This is a genomic window from Robertkochia solimangrovi (assembly GCF_007279655.1).
Classification (GTDB): Bacteria; Bacteroidota; Bacteroidia; order Flavobacteriales; family Flavobacteriaceae; genus Robertkochia; species Robertkochia solimangrovi.
Window position 1 is genome coordinate 90,029 of record NZ_QKWN01000014.1, and the last position, 25,624, is coordinate 115,652.

Consider the following 25,624-nt stretch of genomic DNA (forward strand, 5'->3'; position numbering starts at 1 on the left):
TTATGAAGTTAATCAAACTTAATGCCATCGATTCGACCAATTCGTATTTAAAACAGCTGGCAGCTCAATCGGAATTGGAAGATTATACAGTTGTCATGGCAGAGAATCAGACCGCAGGAAGAGGGCAGATGGGAACGAATTGGGTCTCAGAACCGGGTAAGAACCTTACTTTCAGCATATTCAAGTATATAAACACCTTAAATAAAGACAATCAGTTTTACATTAGTATGGCAGTCGCCTTGTGTATCTATGATGTCTTAAATGCGTTCACCATACCTCAGTTACGCATTAAGTGGCCTAACGACATTTTGTCAGTAAACTCTAAGGTTTGCGGTATTCTCATCGAAAATCAAATAAAAAATGGGCAGTTAGAGGCAGCGGTTATAGGGATAGGTCTTAATCTTAATCAATCAGATTTCGACGGTGTTTTGAATGCTTCCTCTCTGAAACAGATCACAGGTGTGATTTATGATAAGGAAGAGATGATGGTGCTAATTGTTGATAGTCTCAGGAAATATGAAAAGCTGATACGGGAAGGTCAGCTTCATGAATTGCACCAGCGATATGAAGAGAAATTATTCCGAAAAGATAAGCCTTCAACTTTTAAGGATCGTTCCGGAGAGTTGTTCATGGGCTTTATCCGCGGAGTAACCGAACAGGGTAAGCTGATGGTTATGATCGAAGATCACAGTATTTGTGAATATGATCTAAAAGAAATCACCCTGTTGTATTAAGGATGCAACAGGGTGATTTTTTATAGATTGATGTAGTGCGTTCTTACTACAATTTAGCCATGTTGGTTACCAGTGTGTTGATGAAGCTGGTGATCGGTCCTTTGATCATCATGCCCATCATCGGATTAAAATCTCCGGAGAAGGTAAGTCCGACCTCACTACCTGCATCCCCTTTTTCACTGATGTCTGCCTTTAGAGTAAACGGTAGTTTATCACTGGCTGCGCCCAGAATTACTTCGTTATGGGGATTCTTTTCTTTTAATTTCAGAACGATCTCTGGCATTCCTTTGAGAGCGAACAGGAATTTATCTTCTTCAAGTACTTCGAACTTACTGATGTTCTCAGGCATCAGCTTTTCGAAATTTTTGATGTCAGTAAGAAAGTTATAGACTTCTTCAGGCGTTTTACCGACTGTGGTTTTTGGAGTTTCAATTGTCATATTTCTGTATTATTTCCAGTCTTGCGGAGCAAGGCGCCATTCTTTTAAAGTTTCCATGTCCTTTTCACCGATGTAATTAGTGTCGAGTGCCTGCTCCAGCAGGTATTCGTAACTGCTTAAGGTATGAAGAGGGATGTCGCCTGTCTTGAAGTTTTCTTCTGCAACATTGAAGCCATAGGTGAAAATAGCGAGCATGCCTTTGATGTGAGCTCCTTCCTGTTTCAGGGCTTCAACTGCATTGAGGCTGCTTTTTCCAGTGCTGATAAGGTCTTCGACTACCACAACATGTTGTCCGGATTCGAGAATTCCTTCGATCTGATTTCCTCTGCCGTGTTTCTTAGGTTCAGGCCTTACATAGATAAATGGAAGGTTCATATATTCGGCGACAAGCATACCGATACCGATAGCTCCGGTAGCTACTCCAGCGATGACATCCGGCTTGCCGTAAAGCTCCTCGATCTGTCTGGCAATCTGCTCTCTGACATAGTTTCTGATAGGCGGATACGACAAAATGATGCGGTTGTCACAATAAATTGGTGATTTCCATCCGGAAGCCCATGTAAAAGGATTTTTCGGATTCAACTTTATTGCATTAATTTGCAATAAAAGCTCTGCTGTTTTTTTAGCGGTATCTTTATTTAAAATCATGTTGCAAATGTATGAAGTTTTTGTAAATGAGCATCGCATTTTTTTAACCTCAAAGATTTCCAAAGAAACCGATTTTAAGCTGTTTCTGATGGATACAGTGAATGTGGAAGATGTGATCGATCAGCTGAATAAAGGGAAGATCAAAGCAGCGCAAATCTATCATCCCGATAAGGATGCCTTATTGAAGAAGTTCATGAAGAAGGTGCCTCTGGTGGTGGCAGCCGGAGGGGTGGTTAAAAATGATAAAGGAAAGACACTTTTTATTTTCAGAAATGGAAAGTGGGATTTGCCAAAAGGTAAGGTCGATAAAGGTGAAAGCATTGAAGATGCTGCTATACGTGAAGTAGAGGAGGAGACCGGTGTTAAGAAATTAAAGATCGACAACTTCCTTCAGGTGACTTACCATATTTTCAAACGCAACGGAGTTTATAAACTAAAGGAAACGCATTGGTATCTCATGCGTACCGGATACAGTGGTAAACTCGTGCCTCAATGTAACGAAGGTATCGAAGTTGCTGAATGGCTTAGTGATAAGAAGATTGAAAAGGCATTGGAGAATTCCTATGCCAATATCAAGAGCTTCTTTACGATGATCCCGGCTTAACGCTTAACGCAAGCGATAAACCGGGTATTTTAGATGAGCCTTTTCGTAATTAGGAGAATGTTTGTGCAACCAGTTCAGTTGTGCATACCAATTCTTAGCAAAGGCTTCGTCTGTATTTTTCTTTGCTTCAAAGGCTGCCTTCAGGTCGCTATCCTTCATAAGGAGTTCATTCGCTTTATCTTCCCATACATAAGGAGAGAAGCCTTCTTTTTGCTGTAAAATCGTGTCGAAGAAATTCCAGTTGAAGAATGAGTCAACAGCTTGTGGTTCCAAAACTTCAAGGATATATCTTATCCCGGGCTGTCTTGTATTTACCCGGTAATACCTGCCTTTTTCAAAATGGGTCATCTCCGTGCTTGCACGTACCTTAGTATTGAAATGTGTATAATGACCTTCATATGCATTGTTTCGTGTCTTGTAGTCTTCGATATGATAGATCTCTGCTTCGGTATCCATATCCTGACTTATAAGTTCCATGGCTATTCCGTTCAGTTTTAAAAGATCGATGACGTTATGCCAGCCTACAGGAATCATATAGGCTTCCGGAATCTCGATCGATACTGAGGCTTTAAACTCGTCCTGATATTCGACAGGTCTCGTAAAAGGTTTGTTGCGATCGTAATAAAGTCTTTCCTGACCGGTAACTTCACTTTCGATAAAACTTCCTTCAAATCCTTTGAAGTCAAAAGTGCGTGATTTAGTAGTGTCTACCTCCCAGTTTAATTCATAGGTTGCAGCAGTTTCGAATGCTTTAAAATTCGCATTTCGTACTTCCAGTATCTTTTTGTAGTTCGCTTCCGTGAAATCGATCATCGCGATCATCAGGTCATAGGTACCTTCTACTCTGGGTTTATAGGGTTTGAGCATGTGTGTTTCCACCATCATGCCCAGTGTGTTCCAAAGTGTGGTGTAGCCTGTGGAATAGCGGGGGGAGTCAAGGAATTGTGAAAATCCTTTTTCAGGAACCTGGTTGAAAACATTCACGTATGGTGTAATATCCCAGGATTTAGCCTGTAAGCCATCGATCAGACCGGGCATCATCTTGTTTTGTACATAGTCTCCGGCTTCATATCCCAGTTTATTATGCTGGGTAAAAAGGTGGGTGAGGGTATATTGATAATCCGCTCCGTTGCTAACATGATTGTCGATAAAAACATCGGGTTGTATCTTTTGATAGATACCGGCAAAGGCGCGCGCATTTCGGGTGTCGCTCTTGATGAAATCACGGTTCAGATCGTAATTTCTCGCGTTACCTCTGAAGCCATAGGCTACCGGTCCGTTCTGGTTGGTTCTCGACGTGCTGTTTCGGTTTAAGGATCCACCGATGTTGTATAAGGGAATGGTGGCGATGATGGTATGTTTCGGCGCTGCTATTTTGCCGGATGCAAAATCTCTGAGCATCATCATTGTCGCATCTATTCCATCCGGTTCGCCGGGATGTATCCCATTATTGATTAGTAGGATCCTGTGGTCTTTACGCAGCTTGTTCAGATCTTTCTCCTTGTTGGGGTTGTAGATCACCAGATGCAATGGATAGCCGCTGTCTGTCATCCCCTCTTCGGTAATGGTGATGGAAGGGTATTTTTTAGCAAGACCCTGATAATATGCGATTACCTGTGCGTAAGTCGCAGTTTCAGTTCCTTCAGAGGTTTCAAATACAGTCGTAAAATCCTGGGAATGCAATGTGCAATGCAGGAATAGTGTAAGTAACAGGTAAATTTTTTTCAAGGGTACAATTTTTATTCTTCCAAATGTAGCCAAAAATGGCATATCTGAAAATATAAGATACCCTATCTCCTATTATAAACTATTCGGGCAGTACGATTTCTTCATTCCAAAGATATTTTCCAAACCATATCCAATTGTGCCACATGGCGGCAAGTCGTTCCTTAGGTTTGGTGATTCCATGACCAAATCCTTTGTACACGATCAGTTTGGAAGGCACCCCAACATCTCTTAAGCCTTGTAAAAGTTCGTAGGCATTAGCGATGGGTACTCTACGGTCGAATTCACCATGCTGGATCAGTGTTGGCGTCTTTGCCTGATTGATGTTGGTCATGGGGGAGGTTACTTCATAGATCTCCTTATCTGACCAGGGTGTGGCTTTCAGGTATTGCCTCGTGAATGGATGAATGTCGGTATTTACATAATAGGTCATCCAGTTCGATATGCCGGCTCCAACTGATATCGCTTTGAACCGGTCACTGTTGGTCGTGAGGAATGCAGAAATATAACCGCCCTGACTCCATCCCATACATCCTATTTTTTCGTTATCAACCAAACCTTTTGAAATCAGATAATCGACTCCCGATAATACATCCCATGCATCCCCAACGCCGAGATTCCTGACATTCAATTCTCTGAACTCCTCCCCATATCCTGCCGAACCTCTGTAATTGGGTTGGAGGATCAGGGCCCCTTTATTCAGCCACTGAACCATCGGGTAAACATAAGAGGGTACCGGTCCGGGTGTTGAAATTCCTGTAGGTCCCCCATGAATAATCACCAGCAACGGATATTTTTTATCGGGGTCAAAGTTTTGCGGTTTCATAAGTACACCTTCTATTTTTGCCCCGTCTTTACTTTTCCATGAAATCACCTCACTGTTGGAAACAGCCCAGTCTTTGATAATATCTGAGTTTGAAGTGTACTTATTTAAATTAGTCAGGTTGGCATCACCCGAATATATCTCGGTAATATCATCATCGTTGGTACCGGAAAAGGCGACTTTGCTTCCGTCTTTGGAAAAGGAAATGCCATAAATCCTTTCCGGACCTTTTTTGATCAGGGTAACCTTACCGGAAGCAGGATCCATATATACCAATTTTCTTTGGGTCTTTTGCCAGGCTGTGGCGAAGATGCCACGGGGAGTCCAGTGAATGTCTCCCAGATTTTCGTCAAACCTGCTGCCTACCTGCCTGTTCCCACTTCCGTCTTTGCCGATGATGAAATACTTATCATTCTTGTAATAGTTGGAAATGGTGTCATTTAAAGAACTGCTGTATAAGATGGAGTTTCCATCCGGTGACCATCCGATCAAACCATCATAGCTTTTATTGTTGATAAGAGGGGTGATCTTTTCAGAAGCTACATCCAGCAAAGAAATATCAGCTTTAAAGAAAGTATTGATCAACGGGTTTGGTTGATGCTCGAAGGCGATCTGTTTACTATCCGGAGACCAGGAAAAGTTGTTGATGCTATACGATGATTCACTGATGAGTTCCCTTGATTTAAGGGCTGCAGTTGCAGCGGAATCTTTCGGTAATGCAGGGCGAAGTTGGGCATCGGAGCCTTCAAAAGGGATAATCCATAGTTTGTGAAGGTAGAATTTCTCATCATCTGTAAAGTAGTCGCCGTATTTCTTTTTGCGCTTCTTCTCTGCTTCAGATTCTGTCTCTGCCTGTATAAAAGCGATCTGTTTTCCATCAGGTGACCAGTCAAAATCGGATACACTACCCTCAGTTCCGGTGAGCTGTATGGCCTCACCGCCTGCACTGCGAATCACAAAGATCTGATTCTTTTCATCCCTGTCGGAGCTAAAAGCTATCCATTGCCCATCCGGAGACCATTTTGGGTTGGTACTGCCGCCATCTTTCGCATTGGTGAGTTGAAAAGGGGATTCACCCGGTCTTATCAACCAGATCTCTGTATCGTATTTGTTATTTTCCCAATCGGTGGTAGTAGATGTATATGCGATGGTCGAACCGTCCGGAGAGATTACAGGGCTTCCTGCATTTCTTATTGAGAGGATCTCTTCAAAGGACGGATCTTTTAATTCCTGAGCAAAGATCTGTAGACCGGACAGGGTCAGTAGGGCGGCAAAAAGAAAAGCTTTCATGAGGTTGGTTTTTTGTGGTGGTTGTTTTGATAATTATTGAAATGACGTGTAAATTTTCAAAACGTTTGTAACTTGTTGTTTTAAGGTTAGTTAAAACTAATGATTTTTTTCGTTCCGAAATCTTTCAGCCGCTTAAAAACATATACACCCCTCAAACTATGAAATAGTTACATATGGTTGCATAACTTGTGAGAATCAAAAATTACAGTAGTTTTGCACCCTTAAATTTTCTCCAGATGACAGATTTTATCCGCAAAAGAGCAGCAAATGCCAAGAATGATATATTAAGTGGACTGACAGTGGCACTCGCACTCATTCCGGAAGCGGTAGCCTTTGCTTTCGTGGCAGGCGTACCTCCATTAGTAGGTTTGTATGCGGCCTTTATGATCGGTCTGATCACTTCTGTCTTTGGGGGAAGACCGGGTATGATCTCCGGGGCAACAGGAGCATTGGCCGTGGTTATGGTCCATCTCGTAGCGGAAGGAAATGCACGTGGTATCGATGGAGAAAATCTCGGACTCTATTATTTGTTTGCAACCGTTATTCTCATGGGGATCATACAAATGCTTGCCGGCGTTTTCAAATTGGGGAAATTCGTACGTCTGATTCCGCATCCCGTGATGATGGGCTTTGTGAATGGTCTGGCAATCGTGATCTTTTTGTCACAATTGGGGATGTTTAAATATGTACAGAATGGTGAGCGTATCTGGATGCATGGAACCGATCTGTATCTCATGATCGGACTGGTTGGACTAACCATGGCTATCATGTGGTTGCTGCCTAAGGTCTATAAAAAATTACCAGAGGCACTTATCGCAATCCTGGCCGTGTCTGCGATCGTTATCTTTGGGAAACTCGATGTGGCAACCGTAGGTTCCTTTATTCGTGATGGTGGAGGAGAAGGGTTAAAGGGAGGTTTGCCGGATTTCCAGTGGGATCTTTTTAATAAGGTACCTATGAATATGGAAACCTTACGATTTATCGGGCCCTATGCATTGATACTTGCAGCTATCGGACTCATTGAATCCTTGATGACATTAAACCTTATCGATGAGCTTACGGAGACCCGTGGAAGTGCTAATCGTGAATGTATGGCTCAGGGAGGTGCTAATATTATCACGGGATTGTTTGGTGGAATGGGAGGCTGTGCTATGATCGGTCAGTCGATTATCAATATCAAATCTGGAGGCAGAACCAGACTTTCAGGAATTGTAGCTGCCCTTACCTTATTGATGTTCATTCTTTTTGCCAGCGCTTATATAGAACAGGTGCCAATCGCTGCATTGGTAGGGGTGATGTTCATGGTGGTAATCGGAACCTTTGCATGGAGTAGTTTCCGTATCCTGCATAAAATCCCGTTAAGTGATGCAATTGTATTGATCGCGGTGTCCTTGCTTACCGTTATTTTTGATCTTGCGATCGCAGTTATCGCCGGAGTGATCATTTCTGCCCTTGTTTTTTCCTGGGAAAATGCCAAGCGAATTCGGGCTCGAAAACATATAAAGGAGGATGGTACCAAAGTCTATGAGATCTGGGGGCCACTTTTCTTTGGTTCGGTACAACAGTTCAATAGCAAATTTGATATCAAGGACGATCCGGAAAACGTTGAGATCGATTTTATCGAATCACGGGTAAGCGATCATTCTGCGCTGGAGGCGCTTTCCAATCTGATTGATAAATATGAAGCTGCTGGGAAAAATCTGAAGATCAAACATCTCAGTGAAGAATGTCAGCGCCTGATGATAAAAGCCTCACCGAAACTCGCCAATGTGATCGTTGAAGATATCGATGATCCGCGATATCATGTGATGGCCAAGGTTATGGAATAACCAGGCCCGTGAGTTTGGAGGCAACAACCGGCTTCTCAATTTTGGTTACATTCATCCCGTAAGTTGTGCGGTATTCAGTAACCTTGGTGTCGATTTCGGGGTCAAAGGATGAAGTCAGGAGGAATACCTGAATGGCATTCTTTTCCGGAAAGTTGATGGACGGCAGCTTTTCCAGAAATTTCCAGCCATCCATAATCGGCATGAAGAGATCCAGGAATATTAGAAAGTTGGTTCCGGGAATAAGATCATAACTTTTAAGAAAATTAAATGCAGAACTTCCTTCTGGAAATTCCAGTATATCGGAGTCCGAAAAAGCATTTGCAATAACTTTTTTAACTTGAAATCTGCTTAGGGTGTCATCATCGATGACCAATATCTGTTGTTTCGACGACATAATTTCACCGATTTATTTTTTTACACGAACCGTATCAGGGACCAGACCGGTATAATCGCCTCCGTTTCTGATTACATCCCTGACGATGGAAGACGAAATATAGCTTTTTCCGGATGAGGTCAGCAGGAAAACCGTTTCGATCTCGGATAGTTTTCTGTTGGTATGAGCAATGGCTTTTTCAAATTCAAAATCTGCCGGATTTCTCAAACCTCTCAGAATGAATTGCGCATCAACTTTTTTACAGAAATCGACGGTGAGCCCTTCATAGGTCATCACGCGTATCTTCGGTTCATTTGCAAAAGCGTTCTCGATAAACTCCTTTCTTTCCTCCAGGTCGAACATATATTTTTTTTCCGCATTAATCCCTATGGCAATGATCAGCTCATCAAATAGCGTGATCCCTCTGGTGATAATATCAAAATGTCCCAATGTGATCGGATCGAAGGATCCCGGAAATATAGCTCGACGCATGTCTGTGATTCTGTTAATTCGGTTGAATGAATAAAGATAGTAAAATCATTGATGTACGTTTGAGGAATTGAAAATTGATCTTATCCCAACGTTCTTATTTTTCAGGGTACTTTGCGAAGTATCCTTTTGCAAACGGTTCTATGACTTGATCTGTATTGTTTTTAGGTCTTATTTACTTATAGCTGCCTTTCAATTATTAAGTTATCGTAAAAACTACTATTGTAAGGCTTCCTCGATGGCGTTATCGAATAATTCCGGCAGACTGATTCCTGCAGCCCTGGCCTGTTGTGGCAGGATACTTTCATTGGTTAATCCGGGAATTGTATTCACTTCCAATAAGTAAGGTTCCTGATTTACAAAGATGAATTCACTCCTGCTGAATCCCTTTAACCTGAGGATCTCATAGATCCTTTTGGCAGCCTCCCTGACATTGTTCTCTTCGGTTTCTGATATTCCAGCGGGAGTTATCTCCTGTGATTTTCCAAGATACTTTGCTTCGTAATCAAAAAATTCATTCTCTGAAACGATCTCGGTGATGGGCAATACGATCACTTCTCCCTTGTAACGAATTACACCTACCGATACTTCTGTTCCCGAGAGGAAACTCTCTATAATTAGTTCGTCATCTTCCTTTAAGGCATTATGGATTGCTTCACTGAGGTTTTCCTGATCAGAGACTTTATATACCCCAAAACTGGAACCTGCCTTATTGGCCTTGACAAAACAGGGCAGGCCAACTTTATCGATAATCGCTTTTTCGTCGATTTCATCACCAAGGTTCAGGTAATAGGAAGCTGCACATTTAATGCCGTAAGGTTTTAAAACAGCAAGACAATCACGCTTGTTGAAGGTGAGTGCTGACTGATACATGTCACAGGAAGTATGTGGCAGGTTGAGCAATGAGAAATAGCCTGGCAGAAATCCATCTTCGCCCGGATGACCATGAATTGCATTGAAGATACAGTCGAATTGTAGCTGGGCTCCATTCACCTGAATGCTGAAATCGGCTCGATCGATCGGATGTTCCTTTTGATCTTCATCCACATATACCCATTTATCTTTTAATATATGAAGTGGATACACTTCATATTTATCTTTTGGGAGGGCGTTGCAAACCACATAACCACTTTTAAGTGAAATCTCAAATTCGGAAGAATATCCTCCCATGACAACCCCTATCTTTTTTTTCATATTTGTATTACTCATTGTGTTTAAAAAAGGAAAGATGGAACCCCTTGATCATAAAAGTTTGTGATAAAAACGAATTATTGGGGCTGCATCGTATATAACTTCAGCCGATATTTACGTTAATCAAAAGTATTATTTAATTTCAACATTCTTTAAAAGAACATATCCTAAAATTGAATTGCCGGATCAACCGGTGGTTGTGAATTTTGATTTTATATCTTTGTCCAATAATTTTTTTAAATGAAGCTATTCAAGTTTATCCTAAGCAAGACCTTCTTAAAACAACTTGCCCTAGCTGCAGGAGTTGTTGTTGTACTGACCCTGCTAATGCTGCAATACCTGAAATATACCACAAATCATGGTGAAACCGTACTGGTACCTGATCTTTCTAAGAAGTCGATCAGAGAAGTGGATAATATCTTAGGAGATGCCGAGCTCAGATCAGTGGTTCTTGATTCTGCGAATTTTAATCCTGATTACCCGAGATTTTCAGTGATTGAACAGAATCCAAAACCCAATAAGAAAGTAAAGAAAGGAAGAAAAATATATCTTATTATCAATCCTTCAGGTTACAGAAAGGTAAGTGTACCTAATCTGATCCAGAAAACCAAACGGAACGCTACCTCCATGTTGAAAGCGGTCGGACTTGAAGTAGGTAAAGTTACCTATATCGATGAGATCGGAAAAGACATGGTATATTATGTGCGTTATGACGGTGAAGATATATTGCCCGGACACCAGTTGCCAAAAACCTCACAGGTAGAATTGGTATGCGGAAACGGAAATAATCCTGAAGAACAAGATTAGAAGAGATGAAGGACACGGAAAGGGATGATGAACTGAATCAGGATGATGAGCTGTACGAACATTATAGCTTTCAGGCAGGAAAAGGTCAGGAACCATTAAGAGTGGATAAGTTTTTGATGAATTTTATCGAGAATGCCACACGAAATAAGATACAACAAGCTGCCAAAAACGGGAATATTTATGTTAATGGTATCGCTGTAAAATCAAACCATAAGGTTAAAGCTAATGATGAGGTTAAAGTACTCTTTGAGCATCCTCCTCATGAATACCTGTTGACTCCGGAAGAAATTCCACTGGATATCGTCTATGAAGATGATGAACTTCTGGTGATCAACAAACCGGCAGGAATGGTGGTGCATCCCGGACATGGAAATTATTCCGGTACTCTTATCAATGCCTTGATCTACCATTTTAATAACCTTCCGTTGAACAGTAACGAACGTCCCGGACTCGTTCATCGTATCGATAAGGACACATCTGGATTATTGGTGATCGCCAAGACCGAACATGCACTGAACCATTTGTCAAGACAGTTCTTTGATAAGAGCAGTGAAAGGGAATATGTAGCACTTGTTTGGGGAAATGTTACGGAGGATGAAGGTACAGTTACCGGTCATATCGGAAGAAATCCGAAGAACCGACTTCAGATGATGGTTTTTCCTGAGGGCGACCAGGGTAAAGAAGCGGTTACCCATTATAAAGTATTGGAGCGATTTGGTTATGTGACCTTATTATCCTGCAGATTGGAGACCGGTAGAACACACCAGATTCGCGTACATATGAAATATGCGGGTCACACCTTATTCAATGATGAACGATATGGTGGGGAAAGAATCCTTAAAGGGACTACGTTTACCAAGTATAAGCAGTTCGTTGAGAATTGTTTTAAGATATTGCCTAGACAAGCGCTGCATGCAAAAACTCTTGGCTTTGCACATCCGGTAACGGGTGAATTCCTGCGATTCGATTCGGAAATCCCGGAAGATATGCAGGAAGCCATTGAAAAATGGCGCAATTATGCCAAACATCAGATCGATAATTAAAATTTATAATAGGATAGGAATTACGACTCAATATTAATTTTATATCCTTCTCCCGAGTGGTATTTTTGACCTGTGATTTTCTGTGGAAATTTTCTGCAGATCACGGTAATAAACACTAAACTGAATTAACCTGTTCTTATCATGAAGATCGTTATATCTCCTGCAAAGTCATTGGATTTTGAATCGGCCTTACCAGTGGAAATGCATACACAACCTCTTTTCCAGGAGGAGGCAGACAAACTGAATAAGGTATTACAAAAGAAATCACCAAAAAAATTGTCGGAACTGATGCATATCTCTGATAATCTTGCAGCATTAAACTGGCAGCGTAATCAGGATTTCAGTTTACCCTTCACTCCCGAAAATGCCCGTCCTGCGGTGTATGCTTTTAACGGTGATGTTTACTCAGGGCTTGATGCCTATTCTATTCCGGAAGAAAAGATAGAGAAATTACAAGAGTCTCTCAGGATATTGAGCGGACTTTATGGAGTTTTACGTCCACTTGACCTGATGCAACCTTACAGACTTGAGATGGGGACCTCCCTTAAGGTGGGACGTAATGAGAACCTCTACGGATTCTGGAAAAAAAAGATTACCGCTGCATTAAATGAGGAGCTAGCTGACGATGAGTTATTCATAAATCTGGCGAGCAATGAATATTTTTCTGCAGTGGATTCCAAAAAACTGAAAGTGCCTGTGATCACCCCAAACTTTAAAGACTTTAAGAATGGTAAATTAAAAGTGATAAGTTTCTTTGCGAAAAAGGCAAGAGGATCCATGGTGCGCTATATCATCGATAGGGGTGTGCAAAGTATGGAAGACCTGAAAGGTTTCGATTACGACGGATATACCTATAGCGAAGAACATTCAGTGAAGAAGAACGAACTTGTGTTCATACGATAGAAATAGCGGGTATTGAAAATACCCGTTTTTTATTTCTTGGTATCTACGCTCACCTTTTCTTCAATCGGAGCACGTTTCTTTAATTTTCTTCGTCTTCGTACGCCATAAGTACCCCGGCTTATTTTTCCTCTTTTAGATTTTAGATCTCCTTTTCCCATAATACAAGGTTTTTATTTGTTTCTTTCTTAATTTAAATAAAATAAGGACTTTTGTCAAATTATGTTTCATCATTTCCATCCATATCCTCCTTTTGTTCCCGAAAACACTCGTAAATTAATTGTAGGCACCCTGCCTCCACCACGATTTAGTGCCGGATTGCTTAAGGAAGGCGATGTTGATTTCTGCTATGGAAGTCGTGACGGACAACTGTGGAAGATCCTGGATACTATTTTCGAACTGAATCTGGAATTTGCTTCTACAGCATTGGCCATAGCGCAACGAAAACAATTTCTGAGATCGAAAGGGATAGGAATCTTTGACATCGTTGAAAGTGCCGAAAGGCAAAGGATGGATGCTGCAGATACAAGTATGGAGAATGTGGTTTTACGTGACCTTTTAGGAGGATTACGGAAATTCTCAAGTGTGGATACACTGTTATTCACGGGAGGAAACAGTAAGAATGCGCCAGAATATTTCTTTAGAAGACAGTTAAAGGCACATGAATTATCATTTGTTCAAGTGTCCGAGGAGCTGCCGAGGGAACATGAGTTTGTATTGGACGGACGAACGATCAGGACGGTTTCTTTGATATCACCATCGGGGTCAGCCAATCGGGCGGTTGGAAGCATTCCCGAATACAAAAGGAAGAAACAACAGAATCCGGATTATACGACCTTCGATTACCGGGTAGACCAGTATTCAAGATATTTTTAAACAAAAAACCGGAGACGTGGCTCCGGTTTGTTTATCTGGGGGACAGCATCACTGTTTGTTCTGCTGTTCCTTGATCGTTTTCTTGTCAACATCGAAATCGTTGGTATCGATATTGGTATTACCAGACGGATTTGTCGGGTTTTCCTGTTGTTTTTTTCTTTTCCATTTTTTGTCTGCTATAGTTCCCATATTCATAGTTTTTAAGGTTCATTCTTAATATAGGGAAATATAGAAGAAAAGGGTGCTAAAGCCTTATTAAAACCTTGTTATGGTATGTTAAACCGACTATCGAATACTTCCTATAAAGTCAGGGATACCTGTTATGCCTTTTTCGTTCAGGCATTTGATAAAGGCTGAGCCAATGATCGCTCCATGAGCATATTTAGTGGCGGCCTGAAAGGTTGTAGCATTTGAGATCCCGAAACCTACGATTTGTGGAGTTTTCAAATCCATATCACTGATCCTTTTGAAATAGGATTCCTGCGTATTTCCGAATTCGCTCTTCGCTCCAGTTACACTGGCAGAACTTACCATGTAGATAAATCCGTTGGAAACAGCATCTATAAAACGGATGCGTTCATCACTGGTCTGAGGAGTGATCAGGAATATATTGAAAAGGCCGTATTGCTCGAATAAGGCCTGATATTCCCTTTTATAAACATCAACGGGAAGGTCAGGAATGATGAGTCCGTCAATACCGATCTCATGACACTTTTTACAGAATTCTTCCACGCCAAATTGTAATATGGGATTGAAATACCCCATGATGATCAGCGGAATGGAGACCGTTTTTCGAATATCCTTAAGTTGTTCGAAAAGCACAGCGGTACTCATTCCATTCTTTAAGGCATCGGTGGAGCTTTGCTGAATGGTCGGCCCGTCTGCAAGTGGATCGCTGAAGGGTAAGCCGATCTCGATCAGGTCGACACCTTCCTTTTCCAGCGATTGGATTATATCGGTAGTATCGTTTATTTGAGGATATCCTGCGGTAAAATATATCGATAATAACTTTTTATCTTCCTGTAATTTCTTTTCGATCCTGTTCATGATAGCATTAGAGATTAAAATAATTGATATAGGTATCGAGGTCTTTGTCGCCACGACCTGAAAGACTGATAACAACGATGTCGTCTTTTTTGAAATTTTTATGGTTGAATACCGCGAATGCATGGCTGGACTCAATAGCCGGGATGATCCCTTCTAATTTTGCGAGCTCCAGTCCGGCATGCATGGCTTCATCGTCAGTGGCGGAGTAGAATTCACCTCTTCCGGAAGTGTAGAGATGGGCATGCATCGGACCAACTCCGGGATAGTCAAGTCCGGCAGAGATGGAGTATGGTTCGGTGATCTGACCGTCTTCCGATTGCATCAATAAAGTTTTACAACCATGAATTATTCCTTCCTTTCCAAGAATAGAAGTTGCTGCACTCTCACCGGAATGAATTCCTTTTCCGGCTGCTTCCACGGCGATTATGCCTACTTCCGGTTGATCCAGAAAATGATAATACGTACCTGCAGCATTACTGCCACCGCCGATACAGGCGATCACATAATCAGGATTTTCCCTTCCTTCTTTCTCTTTTAATTGCCATTTGATCTCTTCTGATATGATGCTTTGAAATCGCGTAACCATATCGGGATACGGATGCGGGCCAATGGCAGACCCGATGATATAATGTGTGTCGACCGGGTTGTTGATCCAGTCACGAATAGCTTCATTTGTCGCGTCCTTGAGTGTGCGGCTTCCGGAAAGCGCAGGTCTGACCGTAGCTCCGAGCATTTTCATCCTGGCGACATTTGGAGCCTGGCGAGCGATATCGATTTCTCCCATATACACGACACATTCCATTCCCATCAGTGCACATACGGTAGCAGTTGCAACCCCGTGTTGTCCGGCACCGGTCTCTGCAATGATCCGTTTCTTACCCAATTTTCGGGCCATCAGAATTTGTCCGATGGTATTATTGATCTTATGGGCACCGGTATGATTCAGGTCTTCACGTTTCAGATAGATCCTGGCGCCATGCTTTTCGGAAAGTCTTGAGGCAAAATACAAAGGCGAGGGTCTGCCCACATAATCGCGGAGCAGCTTATCGAAAGTAACTTTGAAATCAGGCTCGTTCATCACTTCAAGATAACGTTGACGAAGTTCTTCCACATTCGGGTAGAGCATTTCTGGAATATATGCCCCGCCAAAATTCCCGTAATATCCGTTGCTGTCTACATTATAGTTCATTTGGTTGTATTTCTGTTAAGGTAACAATGATTTAAAAAGTTTAAGTTTTTCCGGAATCTTCATTCCGGGTTCAGATTCGAATCTGCTGTTCACATCGATCGCATGACAATAGGCCGCTGCCGGTGAACTCAAAAATTCAAGAATTTGTCCGATCTCCTGCTGCCCGATACCTCCACTCAGAAAAAAGGGAGTCTCTGACGGATATTCATCCAGCGCTGACCAGTTGAAGGTAAAACCATTGCCGCCGGGGAGAAGTCCTTTCGTATCAAACAGAAAGAAATCGGAATATTGCTCATATCGACTGATCGTTTTAGCCTCGATCCTGTCGATGACGGAGAACACCTTAATCAATTCCGGTTTGCATACCCCGTTGCCAAATTCCTCCAGAAGTAAAGCATCCAGTTTCGCCAGATATTCAGGACTTTCATTTCCGTGTAATTGAATGGCATTAAAGCGGTAATACTTCACTGATTTGAGAAGCGAATCGATATCTGCATTGACGAATACACCCACCTTTCGTATTGAATCCGGAAGTTCCGGAATGATTCCTTCGAAGAACCTCGGAGACTTTTCGTACATGATAAAGCCGAGATAGTCGGGATTCAAATTGCCTACAGCCTTTATATTGGCCGGATGTTTCATTCCGCAGATCTTTAATTTCATGAGGTGGTTTTTTGAAGCTGACTAATAAATTCCCCGGCATTTTTTCCCGGATCCTCGGTTTTCATAAAATTCTCACCGATCAGGAATCCACGGTAACCGTAGTCTCTTAAACCTGCAATGGATGCAGTGTCACTGATGCCACTTTCGGAAACCTTCACGAAAGAATCGGGAATATGTGACGCTAAGGACCGGCTGGTATCCAAAGATACCTCGAAAGTTTTGAGATTTCGGTTATTTACTCCGATCATGGCCACTTCCGGTATCAGTGATCGCTGTAATTCTTCCAGGTCATGAACCTCCAGCAATACTTCCAATTGCAGTTCACTGGCGAGTTTAGCCAGGTCTTGCATTTCCCGGGTGGTGAGTACCGCTGCGATGAGTAAAATCACATCGGCTCCATAGGCCTTAGCCTCAAATAGCTGGTAAGGATCTATTATGAATTCCTTTCGTAATAAAGGAATTTCCACGGCGGCTCTGGCGATCAGCAGGTCGTCGATCGCCCCACCGAAATATTTGACATCGGTTAAGACAGACATTCCGCACACCCCGGCTCGCTGATACCCTGTCGCCACATCCTGTACATTCAATTGCTGGTTGATCACTGCCTTTGAAGGGGATCGGCGTTTGTGTTCAGCGATGATCCCGGACTCGCTGTTTCGCAAGCGATCGGAAAGAGCATTGATCTTTCGATCGAAAAGAGCCGAGGCCTCCAGTTGCTTTATGGGTATCAGTGAACTTCTTAAAGCAACTTCCTTCCGTTTATCAGCTATAATTCTATCCAGTATGTTCATTTGAGTATATCGATTATCAGTCTTAAGCACTGAGTTGTTGTATTTTTCTGAGTACTTCCAGCGCCTTACCGCTCAGAAGCACTTCTTTGGCTTCTGCAAAGCTATCATGTACCGGGGTGTTCTTAACCGTTGCAATGGCCATGGCAGCATTGGCGCAAACCACATTATTTTGCGCAGTGGTTCCTTTTCCTTCTAAAACATTTATAAAGATGGCTGCTGATGATTCAATGCTTCCACCTCCGATGATCTCACTTTGCTTTACTTCGGTAACTCCGAAATCTGCTGCTTCCAACATTTGTTCATGGTTGTTGCGAATGACCTTGGTCTTTCCGGTGAGCGAGATCTCATCATAGCCGTCAAGGGCATGAAGGATGGTATAGTTCTTTTCTGTGTTTTGATAGAGGTAACCATAAAGTCGGGCGAGTTCCAGGTTGAATACGCCTACCATTTGATTCTTAGGGAATGCCGGATTAACCATCGGTCCCAGCATGTTGAAAAAAGTCTTCACCGCCAGTTCTCTGCGAATAGGAGCCACATGCTTCATGGCCGGATGGAACAGGGGAGCATGTAATATACAGATTCCGGCCTGGTCGATGCAGCGGTTAAGGAAATCGACATCCTGGGAGAATCGGATTCCGAGATGTTCCATGACATTACTGGAGCCACATTTTGAAGAAACGCCGTAATTCCCATGTTTGGTAACCTTAACTCCTGCTGCTGCCGTGATGAAAGAGGCGAGTGTTGAAATATTAAAGGTGTCTTTACCGTCTCCTCCGGTCCCGCATAGATCGATGGTCTCATGGCCGTTGAGGTCTACAGAAAGGCAGAGTTCCTGCAGGGCATCCCTGAAGCCTTCCAGTTCCTCGATGGTGATGTTACGCATCATATAGACGGTAAGAAAAGCTGCGATCTGACTGGTGTTTACTTCCCCGTTTGAGATCATTACCAAAGCATTTCTGGCTTCTTCCTTACTGATGGTCTCGTGATTTATTAATCGGTTTAAAATTGTTTTCATTGTAGTTTTTTTAAAGTCATTTTATCGATTGTGCTGCATGTTGGAAAATTACATGTCGAGCCAGTTCTTTAAAATGGTTTTACCTTCAGGGGTGAGTACCGATTCCGGGTGATATTGTACACCCCGGACATCATATTCACGGTGTTTTAACGACATGATCTGGCCGTTTTCGTCAATGGCGGTTATGATCAGATCGTTTGGGACTTTAGGGTCGACCACCCAACTGTGGTAACGACCGACCTCGATCTCTTCAGGAAGGTTATTATAGATAGGGTCGTCAGCAATGATCTTAATAGCAGTGCTCACCCCGTGATATACCTCTTCGATATTGATAAGTGAACCCCCGAAAACTTCACCGATGGCTTGTTGTCCGAGGCACACTCCAAAGATACTCTTGGTAGGAGCGAAGCGTTTTATGAGAGGCTTTAAAAGTCCGGCTTCGTCAGGAATTCCGGGACCGGGTGATAGGACGATCTTTTCAAAATCTTCGACGATATCAAGATCGATCTGATCATTCCGGTAAACTTCTACCTCGCAATCCAGGTCTTCCAGGTAATGTACCAGATTATAGGTGAAGCTGTCATAGTTATCGATTACCAATACTTTTTTCATATTTTTCTCCAATTGGAAATTTTATTTTATCTCTTCCGCCATATCCATGGCTTTGTTCAGAGCTCCGAGTTTGTTATAGGTTTCCTGTAATTCATTCTCCGCAACGGATGCGGATACAAGTCCGGCACCTGCCTGATAATAAAGGCGGTAATCCTTGCTCAGGAAGGTCCGTATCATAATAGCATGGTTGAAGTTTCCGTTGAAATCCATAAAACCGATGGCCCCGCCATAATAATCCCGCTGACTGTGTTCATAACGATCGATCAGTTGCATAGCCATGTGCTTCGGAGCTCCACTCAGCGTTCCGGCAGGAAAGGTGTCGGCAACGACCCGCATGGTCGAGATCTCAGGTTTTTTTCTGGCAGTGACCTTGGAAACCAGGTGTATCACATGGGAGAAATACTGAACTTCACGGTAGGTCTCCACAGCAACACTGTTGCCGTTTCGGCTGAGATCGTTTCTTGCCAGATCCACCAGCATTACATGTTCGCTGTTTTCTTTTAGATCTTCGGAAAGTTCAATGGCCAGTTGGGCGTCTTTCTCATCATTACCCGTGCGTTTAAAGGTGCCGGCGATCGGATGGATCTCAGCCTTATCGTTCTTTACCACCAATTGTGCTTCCGGGGAACTTCCAAAGATCTTGAAGTTTCCGTAATCGAAATAGAAGAGGTAGGGAGAAGGATTGATGGATCGCAGGGCTCGATAAACGTTGAATTCATCGCCTTTGAATTGTTGGGAAAATCTTCGGCTCAGCACCAATTGGAACACGTCACCGCGTTTACAGTGATGGCGGGCTTTTTCAACCAGTGCTCTGTAATCTTCATCCTTGAGAAAAGAATGAGGTTCACCAACTTTTTGGAAGTTGTAAGAAGCGAAGTTTCGCGCTGCGAGTAATTGTTGAATATCCGCAATATTATGTGAATCATCAGAGGAATGACAAAAGATATAAGCTTCATTCTTAAAGTGATTGATCGCGATGATGTTGCGATATACCGCATAATAGATATCCGGAATCTGTAAAGAATCCTCTTTTTTCCGAATCTCGATATCTTCGAAATAGCGAACGGCATCATAAGCGATATAGCCGAAGAGTCCGTTGGTGATGAACTTAAATCCGTTATTTTCTGTTTTAAAGCTTTTAGCAAAGGCTTCGATCATGGCCGGAACATCACTTTCTGAGGTTAGCGCATCTGAAAGATGGGTACCGTCAGGGTAGTGGCGTACGATCGTTTCATTTTCGACTTTTACCGAGGCGATCGGGTCGAAACAGATGTACGAAAAACTATTGTCGTTTGCATGATAGTCACTGGATTCAAGCAAAATGCTGTTCGGAAATTTATCCCGTATCTTTAGATAGACGCTCACCGGGGTAATGGTGTCGGCGAGTATCTGCTTATAATGTGTCTTTAATTCAAAGGTATGCATGGTTTTCTGTGATTTCTTAATTTCAAAAACTATTGGAAACAAAAAAGGCCTGTCGTGATCGACAGGCCTTTTATATTTTGATTACATCATAGGGGCGTCTGCTCACGAATTCGAACGTAAGTTAGACCACCACCAGATAATGTTAATATTGTTTCTCATGTTGAGGTCAAATATAGAAACGATTTTTAAATTTTCATAGCAAGGATTAAAAAAAAAATCCTGTGTCGGTTAAAACACAGGATCTTATCATAACAATTAAACTTAAACTTAGGGGGAATTAGAATTCCAGATCTACTACCAGATCAAATTCATCATAGATGGTTTTATCTCCTAAATTGTCAAAGAAGCTTCCGGATCCATATCGGATATCATATTTAGCTCTGTCGATCTTAACGCTTGCAGTTGCTTTGCTTCCATAGATTGAAAGGTCAAAGTTTACAGGGTGTGTTTTACCTTTGATGGTAAGGTCACCGGTAACTTTATACGCATTCTTTCCGGTAGCCGAAACTTTCGTAAATACCAAAGTAGCGTTAGGGTATTTTTCAACTCCGAAGAAATCATCTGATTTCAGGTGTCCTTCCAGTTTTCCTTTATATTCACCGGTAAGGTCAGTGGATACCAGTGAGGTCATATCAACAGTGAATTCACCTCCGGCTAATTTATCGCCGTCAAAGGTCAGAATTCCTTTTTTCAGAGCTACAGTTCCTTCGTGCGAACCGGTTACTTTATATCCTTTCCAGGATACAGAGCTGTTTTCAACTTTTACGGGTTTTTCAACCAGTGGCAGGGTATAGGCGAAACTTCCGAATATTACAGTAAGGGCCAATACGGATTTTAAAATGTTCTTAGTCATTGTGTTCAGATTATAGATTTATAAATAATTCTTGTTTAGATTTTCTAACTTTTGTGTAATGCTGTGTCTCATCGTCGGCATCGCGATAACCGATCGCAGCTACCAGACAGGCGTTGAGATTTTCAGATTTTAAATTCAGGATCTCATTGTATTTTGCGGCATCGAAACCTTCCATCGGACAAGCGTCTATGTGTAGGTTTGCGGCTGCTGCAAGTAGGTTTCCGAGGGCGATATATGCCTGTTTGGCAGTCCAGTTATTCTTTACATCTTCCGGTAAAGAGTTCACCTGGTTATTCATCATCTGGCTAAATCCATCGAGATTTTTGATATCCATTTTACGAGTGTCTGCAATGTTCTCTATATAGGATTGAATCTCTTCGCTTCCAAAATTGAGTTGATTAGCAAACACGATCAGCTGTGAAGCATCGGTGATCTGGGGCTGCATAAATGAAGCCTTTTGTAATTCTGCTCTTAATTCAGGATCGGTAATAACGAATACCTTGTAAGGTTGCAGGCCATAGGAAGAGGGACTCAAACGAATGGCTTCGGTAAGGATCTCAAGTTCAGCTTCACTGAGCTTTTTTTCCGCATTGAACTTTTTAGTGGCATATCGCCAGTTCATATTGTCGATGAAGGTGCTGTTTTCTATTGTTGTCATAACTTTAGTTGTATATACAAATGTTAGTGTAAATTTTTTTAATTAAGATCGTATTCTTTCAAGAAAAATATTGAAGGTTTCCAGTTCTTCGGGAGTGAATGCTTCCACCAATGTAAGATTCAGTTCGTCGATCGGCCCATCGATCTCACTTAGAAGTTTCAATCCGGAATCCGTAATACTGATCTCCACTTTTCTTCGGTTATTCGGGCAAACCATACGGTCTACCAATTTTTTTTCAATAAGTTTGTCTACCAGTCGGGTAGTGTTACTCATTTTGTGGATCATACGCTCCTGAATGGTAAACAGGTTCGCCGGTTTACCTTTCTGACCACGCAGAATGCGCAGTACATTGAACTGCTGTACGGTGATGCCAAATGGCTTGAGCAATTCTGTGGTGCGTTCGCCCACCAGGTTTGCCGTATACATCAGGTTGATCACGGTTTTTCTTCCGGATGGCATAGATTCAGATTTTATGATCTTTTCGATTTTCAATTGTCACTACAATATTTGTTGGTACAAATGTACGATGATAAATGACTTTTCCAAATTTTTTAACTGATAAAAAAAAGTTAAATATTCGAAGGCTTTACCTTTCATTCATACATTTATTAGAACAACCATATTCAAAACCGTAGTAAACCTATTAAACCTGACAATTGATATGAAGTATCTTATAGCCGTATTCATAACGGTGATCTCCTTTGGATGCAAAGAGACAGGAGCGCAGAATTCTGCAGTATCCGAAAATGGTGATTTTGCCTTTGGAGCAGAGCCTAAACATGTTATAGAAGGGGTGAATCAAAGTGTTAAAGTTTATGATTTTGAGGGCCTGCAGAAATTGCTCAATAGAAAAGATGAACGTACGTATGTGGTGAATTTCTGGGCTACCTGGTGTAAACCCTGTGTTGCCGAACTTCCGCATTTTGAGGAGATCAATGATAAGTACCGTGATAAAAATGTTGAAGTAGTACTGGTTAGTCTGGATTTTCCGGCGAAAGCAGATGAGCTACTCATCCCTTTCCTTGAAAAGAAACATTTGAAGAGCAAGGTCTTGTTGCTCGATGATCCCAAAATGAACGAGTGGATCCCTAAAGTAGATAACGACTGGTCGGGGGCCATCCCAGCCACGCTTATATTTAATAAAAATAATCGTGCGTTTTATGAAAAATCTTTTACCTTTATGGAGCTTGAGAACGCTTTGAAGAAAGCGTTATAACCAATTGCTAATCAATATGAGAACTTCGAAATTTATCATTGCTTTTTTAAGCGTGTTCGCACTGACCGCTTTTGCAATGCCCAAAGAATATAACGATGGTTATAAGATAGGTGATGTAGCAGATGACTTTAAGTTGAAAAATATAGACGGGAAGATGATTTCCTTGTCAGATTATAAAGATGTTAAAGGATATCTTGTCGTTTTCACCTGTAATAGTTGTCCGTATGCTGTGGCATATGAAGACCGTATCATTGCACTGGATGCAAAATATAAAGAAAAGGGCGTTCCTGTGATCGCTATCAATCCAAACAATCCGGATGTACAACCCAAGGATAGTTATGATAAGATGAAAGAGCGTGCTGCAGAAAAAGGATTCACCTTCCCTTATTTATTGGATGAAGGTCAAACGGTGTTTCCGAAATATGGTGCAACCAGAACTCCGCACTGCTTTCTTTTAGAGAAAACAGCAAATGGAAATGTGGTTCGTTATATCGGAGCGGTAGACGATAATTACCAGGATGTTTCTGCAGTGGAAACCACCTTTGTTGAAAATGCTATAGACGCGATGTTGAGCGGTAAAGAAATAGAGATCAAGAATACCAAGGCAATCGGTTGTTCTATCAAAGTATAGAAAAGAAAAAATAGTAACTTTGTAATCCGAAGCTCAGGCTTCGGATTTTTTTATTAATACAAATTGATTCAATATTATGGCAGATCTGTCTCAGGAAGAATGGGAAGCACAATTAGAAAAGGATGACAATGCGGTAATCCTGGATGTTAGAACCGATGCTGAAGTAGATGAAGGATACATACCCGGAATGGTACATATCGATATTTACCAGGGTCAGAAGTTTATAGAAGAACTCGAGAAACTGGATAAATCTAAAAATTACTATGTATACTGTCGTTCAGGGAACCGAAGCGGACAAGCATGTAAGCTTATGGATCAGTTAGGTTTTGCTAATTCCTATAATCTTACAGGAGGTATCATGAAATGGCAAGGTGAGATCACACAGGATTGATCGTTATTTCATACGTAGAAAATATTCTATATTATAAAGATTTTCGTAAATTCACCGGTAAACTATTTGCCGGTGAAAGAAGATCTTCTCCATTATATCTGGAGCCACCAGAAATTAAAGCCATCAAAGCTTTTTACGACAGACGGATTACCGGTCATTATCTTCAGAGCCGGGAGTCACAACCATTATTCCGGTCCGGATTTCTTCAATGCACGTATTGAGATCGGTGGTCAGCTTTGGGCAGGAAATGTAGAGCTTCATGTCAAAGCTTCAGATTGGTATCAGCATCGTCACGATTCCGATTCCCGGTATAATAATGTGATTCTTCATGTGGTATGGGCGTATGATCGTCCGGTATACACTCAAAACGGGTCAGAGATTCCGGCTGTAGAACTCCGTCGCTTAATACCGCAGACCCTGCTCCGAAACTATACGGAATTATTTAAGGCCAGAAAAACATTCATCAATTGTGAAAGACGTATTAACGAGGTGCCTGACTTTATGGTTACTCACTGGTTGGAGCGTATGTTTTTTGAGCGGCTGGAGGAACGAACAAAAGGTATCTATGAAGAGCTCGAACACTGCAATGGTGATTGGGAAGAATTGTTCTTTCGATATCTTTTTAAAGCGATGGGCACAAAGGTTAATGCCGGTTATTTCTATGATCTGGCGAGATCACTCCGTCTTACCCTGATCAGAAAGGTCCTGGTTTCAGGAGAGTCGCTGGAAGCACTGTTGTACGGGCAGGCCAATATGCTGGATAGCGAACACGGGGAGAGTCAGTATCGTAGATTACAGTCGGAATACAGATTTTTATATCGGAAATATAACCTGAAGAAACTGCCTTTTCATGCTCCGGAATATTTCGGTTTACGACCTGATAATTTTCCAACCATTAGATTATCACAACTGGCAGCAATGTTTCGTGAAAATCAACAATTATTCGATTCCGTAATTCGCAATAAGGACCTTGAGAAAGTTCGTGATTCTTTATTTGTACAGGGTTCGTTTTATTGGAACGATCATTACGTTTTTGGTAAATCGACTCGGCGTAAATACCCGAAAAAGCTATCTCGTGACACGATTGATCTTTTGATCATTAATACAGTAATCCCTGTCAAATATGCTTTTTATGTTCAAAGAGGGGATGATGCTTCCGGTATGATCTCGGAAATGTCGGCCACTATCCGGGCTGAACGTAATTCCATTATACAGAGTTTTAATAGATTAGGTGTGAAAACAGATTCCTCTTTGGAGTCACAGGGTTTATTGCAGTTATATCATAATTACTGCAATCGAAATAAGTGTTTGCAATGTGCTGTCGGGAGTAAAATAATAAGCGGATAATTTTATATTTGTAAA

Annotated in this window: 30 protein-coding genes; 11 read left to right on the forward strand and 19 right to left on the reverse strand. The window is 41.8% G+C overall.

Translation table 11 applies throughout. The features are described 5' to 3' along the window. Positions 1-2 precede the first annotated feature (2 nt). Positions 3-734, forward strand: a complete 732-nt coding sequence (locus tag DMZ48_RS17245; protein ID WP_143956423.1) for a biotin--[acetyl-CoA-carboxylase] ligase — start codon at positions 3-5, stop codon at positions 732-734. Positions 735-780: 46 nt separating this feature from the next. Here the strand turns inward: DMZ48_RS17245 and DMZ48_RS17250 are convergent, their stop codons facing one another. Continuing rightward, positions 781-1,173: an SRPBCC family protein gene (locus DMZ48_RS17250; RefSeq protein WP_143956424.1), complete on the reverse strand. Its 393-nt coding sequence runs from the start codon at positions 1,171-1,173 to the stop codon at positions 781-783. Positions 1,174-1,182: 9 nt separating this feature from the next. Continuing rightward, positions 1,183-1,821, reverse strand: coding sequence for an orotate phosphoribosyltransferase (gene pyrE / locus DMZ48_RS17255; RefSeq protein ID WP_143956425.1), 639 nt, complete (start codon positions 1,819-1,821; stop codon positions 1,183-1,185). Positions 1,822-1,828: 7 nt separating this feature from the next. Between pyrE and DMZ48_RS17260 the strand changes: the two genes are divergently transcribed. Continuing rightward, positions 1,829-2,425: an NUDIX hydrolase gene (locus tag DMZ48_RS17260; RefSeq protein WP_143956426.1), complete on the forward strand. Its 597-nt coding sequence runs from the start codon at positions 1,829-1,831 to the stop codon at positions 2,423-2,425. A 3-nt stretch (positions 2,426-2,428) separates the two neighbouring features. On the opposite strand, the gene DMZ48_RS17265 is transcribed toward DMZ48_RS17260, so the two are convergent. Then, the gene (locus DMZ48_RS17265; protein WP_422395444.1) at positions 2,429-4,153 is read right to left on the reverse strand and encodes a M14 family metallopeptidase; all 1,725 of its coding nucleotides are present in this window, start codon (positions 4,151-4,153) and stop codon (positions 2,429-2,431) included. A gap of 79 nt (positions 4,154-4,232) precedes the next feature. Beyond that, a complete protein-coding gene (locus DMZ48_RS17270; RefSeq protein ID WP_143956427.1) occupies positions 4,233-6,263 on the reverse strand; it encodes a S9 family peptidase in 2,031 nt (676 codons plus the stop codon). Between the two features lie 236 nt (positions 6,264-6,499). On the opposite strand from DMZ48_RS17270, the gene DMZ48_RS17275 reads away from it, so the two are divergent. Next, complete coding sequence (locus DMZ48_RS17275) at positions 6,500-8,092, forward strand: SulP family inorganic anion transporter (RefSeq protein ID WP_143956428.1); 1,593 nt, start codon at positions 6,500-6,502, stop codon at positions 8,090-8,092. Here the strand turns inward: DMZ48_RS17275 and DMZ48_RS17280 are convergent. The 3 genes from DMZ48_RS17280 to DMZ48_RS17290 all read right to left on the reverse strand — a co-directional run bounded on the left by DMZ48_RS17280 (position 8,082) and on the right by DMZ48_RS17290 (position 10,148). Then, on the reverse strand, positions 8,082-8,486 hold the full coding sequence (locus DMZ48_RS17280) for a response regulator (RefSeq protein WP_143956429.1): 405 nt from the start codon (positions 8,484-8,486) through the stop codon (positions 8,082-8,084). The genes DMZ48_RS17275 and DMZ48_RS17280 overlap by 11 nt on opposite strands. Positions 8,487-8,498: 12 nt before the next feature. Beyond that, positions 8,499-8,957, reverse strand: coding sequence for a pantetheine-phosphate adenylyltransferase (gene coaD, locus DMZ48_RS17285; RefSeq protein WP_143956430.1), 459 nt, complete (start codon positions 8,955-8,957; stop codon positions 8,499-8,501). A gap of 216 nt (positions 8,958-9,173) precedes the next feature. Continuing rightward, a complete protein-coding gene (locus DMZ48_RS17290; RefSeq protein WP_143956431.1) occupies positions 9,174-10,148 on the reverse strand; it encodes a D-alanine--D-alanine ligase in 975 nt (324 codons plus the stop codon). A gap of 237 nt (positions 10,149-10,385) precedes the next feature. Here DMZ48_RS17290 and DMZ48_RS17295 point away from each other — a divergent pair, with 237 nt between their 5' ends. The 3 genes from DMZ48_RS17295 to yaaA all read left to right on the forward strand — a co-directional run bounded on the left by DMZ48_RS17295 (position 10,386) and on the right by yaaA (position 12,898). Beyond that, on the forward strand, positions 10,386-10,952 hold the full coding sequence (locus tag DMZ48_RS17295) for a PASTA domain-containing protein (protein ID WP_143956432.1): 567 nt from the start codon (positions 10,386-10,388) through the stop codon (positions 10,950-10,952). A 5-nt stretch (positions 10,953-10,957) separates the two neighbouring features. Further along, on the forward strand, positions 10,958-11,995 hold the full coding sequence (locus tag DMZ48_RS17300) for an RluA family pseudouridine synthase (RefSeq protein ID WP_143956433.1): 1,038 nt from the start codon (positions 10,958-10,960) through the stop codon (positions 11,993-11,995). Between the two features lie 141 nt (positions 11,996-12,136). Beyond that, the gene (gene yaaA, locus DMZ48_RS17305) at positions 12,137-12,898 is read left to right on the forward strand and encodes a peroxide stress protein YaaA (protein WP_143956434.1); all 762 of its coding nucleotides are present in this window, start codon (positions 12,137-12,139) and stop codon (positions 12,896-12,898) included. A gap of 29 nt (positions 12,899-12,927) precedes the next feature. On the opposite strand, the gene DMZ48_RS17310 is transcribed toward yaaA, so the two are convergent. Further along, positions 12,928-13,056 (reverse strand): 30S ribosomal protein THX, encoded by a 129-nt coding sequence (locus tag DMZ48_RS17310; protein ID WP_143956435.1) that lies wholly within the window; start codon positions 13,054-13,056, stop codon positions 12,928-12,930. A gap of 61 nt (positions 13,057-13,117) precedes the next feature. On the opposite strand from DMZ48_RS17310, the gene DMZ48_RS17315 reads away from it, so the two are divergent. Beyond that, positions 13,118-13,771, forward strand: a complete 654-nt coding sequence (locus DMZ48_RS17315) for a uracil-DNA glycosylase family protein (RefSeq protein WP_143956436.1) — start codon at positions 13,118-13,120, stop codon at positions 13,769-13,771. Between the two features lie 48 nt (positions 13,772-13,819). Here DMZ48_RS17315 and DMZ48_RS18700 read toward each other — a convergent pair whose 3' ends face one another. The 11 genes from DMZ48_RS18700 to DMZ48_RS17365 all read right to left on the reverse strand — a co-directional run bounded on the left by DMZ48_RS18700 (position 13,820) and on the right by DMZ48_RS17365 (position 22,483). After that, positions 13,820-13,960, reverse strand: a complete 141-nt coding sequence (locus DMZ48_RS18700; protein ID WP_199288018.1) for a hypothetical protein — start codon at positions 13,958-13,960, stop codon at positions 13,820-13,822. Positions 13,961-14,056: 96 nt separating this feature from the next. Continuing rightward, positions 14,057-14,818 carry a tryptophan synthase subunit alpha gene (gene trpA / locus DMZ48_RS17320; RefSeq protein WP_143956437.1) on the reverse strand — a complete coding sequence of 254 codons (762 nt, stop codon included), beginning with the start codon at positions 14,816-14,818 and terminating at the stop codon, positions 14,057-14,059. A 7-nt stretch (positions 14,819-14,825) separates the two neighbouring features. After that, a complete protein-coding gene (gene trpB / locus DMZ48_RS17325; RefSeq protein ID WP_143956438.1) occupies positions 14,826-16,007 on the reverse strand; it encodes a tryptophan synthase subunit beta in 1,182 nt (393 codons plus the stop codon). A gap of 15 nt (positions 16,008-16,022) precedes the next feature. Next, the gene (locus DMZ48_RS17330; protein WP_143956439.1) at positions 16,023-16,670 is read right to left on the reverse strand and encodes a phosphoribosylanthranilate isomerase; all 648 of its coding nucleotides are present in this window, start codon (positions 16,668-16,670) and stop codon (positions 16,023-16,025) included. Beyond that, a complete protein-coding gene (trpC, locus tag DMZ48_RS17335) occupies positions 16,667-17,461 on the reverse strand; it encodes an indole-3-glycerol phosphate synthase TrpC (RefSeq protein WP_143956440.1) in 795 nt (264 codons plus the stop codon). Before trpC ends, DMZ48_RS17330 begins: the two co-directional genes overlap by 4 nt. Positions 17,462-17,483: 22 nt before the next feature. Beyond that, the gene (gene trpD / locus DMZ48_RS17340; RefSeq protein ID WP_143956441.1) at positions 17,484-18,476 is read right to left on the reverse strand and encodes an anthranilate phosphoribosyltransferase; all 993 of its coding nucleotides are present in this window, start codon (positions 18,474-18,476) and stop codon (positions 17,484-17,486) included. Between the two features lie 48 nt (positions 18,477-18,524). Continuing rightward, complete coding sequence (locus DMZ48_RS17345; protein WP_143956442.1) at positions 18,525-19,088, reverse strand: anthranilate synthase component II; 564 nt, start codon at positions 19,086-19,088, stop codon at positions 18,525-18,527. 21 nt (positions 19,089-19,109) lie between these two features. Then, positions 19,110-20,513: an anthranilate synthase component I family protein gene (locus DMZ48_RS17350; RefSeq protein WP_143956443.1), complete on the reverse strand. Its 1,404-nt coding sequence runs from the start codon at positions 20,511-20,513 to the stop codon at positions 19,110-19,112. Between the two features lie 277 nt (positions 20,514-20,790). After that, entirely contained in the window at positions 20,791-21,366 is a 576-nt protein-coding gene (locus DMZ48_RS17355; RefSeq protein WP_143956444.1) for a YceI family protein, read from the reverse strand. A 10-nt stretch (positions 21,367-21,376) separates the two neighbouring features. Next, positions 21,377-22,024 (reverse strand): NAD(P)H-dependent oxidoreductase, encoded by a 648-nt coding sequence (locus DMZ48_RS17360; RefSeq protein WP_143956445.1) that lies wholly within the window; start codon positions 22,022-22,024, stop codon positions 21,377-21,379. Between the two features lie 42 nt (positions 22,025-22,066). Next, the gene (locus tag DMZ48_RS17365) at positions 22,067-22,483 is read right to left on the reverse strand and encodes a MarR family winged helix-turn-helix transcriptional regulator (RefSeq protein WP_242009247.1); all 417 of its coding nucleotides are present in this window, start codon (positions 22,481-22,483) and stop codon (positions 22,067-22,069) included. A gap of 202 nt (positions 22,484-22,685) precedes the next feature. On the opposite strand from DMZ48_RS17365, the gene DMZ48_RS17370 reads away from it, so the two are divergent. The 4 genes from DMZ48_RS17370 (at position 22,686) to DMZ48_RS17385 (ending at position 25,609) form a co-directional block, all read left to right on the forward strand. Further along, complete coding sequence (locus DMZ48_RS17370; RefSeq protein WP_143956447.1) at positions 22,686-23,240, forward strand: TlpA disulfide reductase family protein; 555 nt, start codon at positions 22,686-22,688, stop codon at positions 23,238-23,240. A 16-nt stretch (positions 23,241-23,256) separates the two neighbouring features. Continuing rightward, positions 23,257-23,871, forward strand: coding sequence for a thioredoxin family protein (locus tag DMZ48_RS17375; RefSeq protein ID WP_143956448.1), 615 nt, complete (start codon positions 23,257-23,259; stop codon positions 23,869-23,871). 76 nt (positions 23,872-23,947) lie between these two features. Continuing rightward, entirely contained in the window at positions 23,948-24,262 is a 315-nt protein-coding gene (locus tag DMZ48_RS17380; RefSeq protein WP_143956449.1) for a rhodanese-like domain-containing protein, read from the forward strand. A gap of 72 nt (positions 24,263-24,334) precedes the next feature. Then, positions 24,335-25,609: a DUF2851 family protein gene (locus DMZ48_RS17385; RefSeq protein ID WP_162558752.1), complete on the forward strand. Its 1,275-nt coding sequence runs from the start codon at positions 24,335-24,337 to the stop codon at positions 25,607-25,609. Positions 25,610-25,624 lie beyond the last annotated feature (15 nt).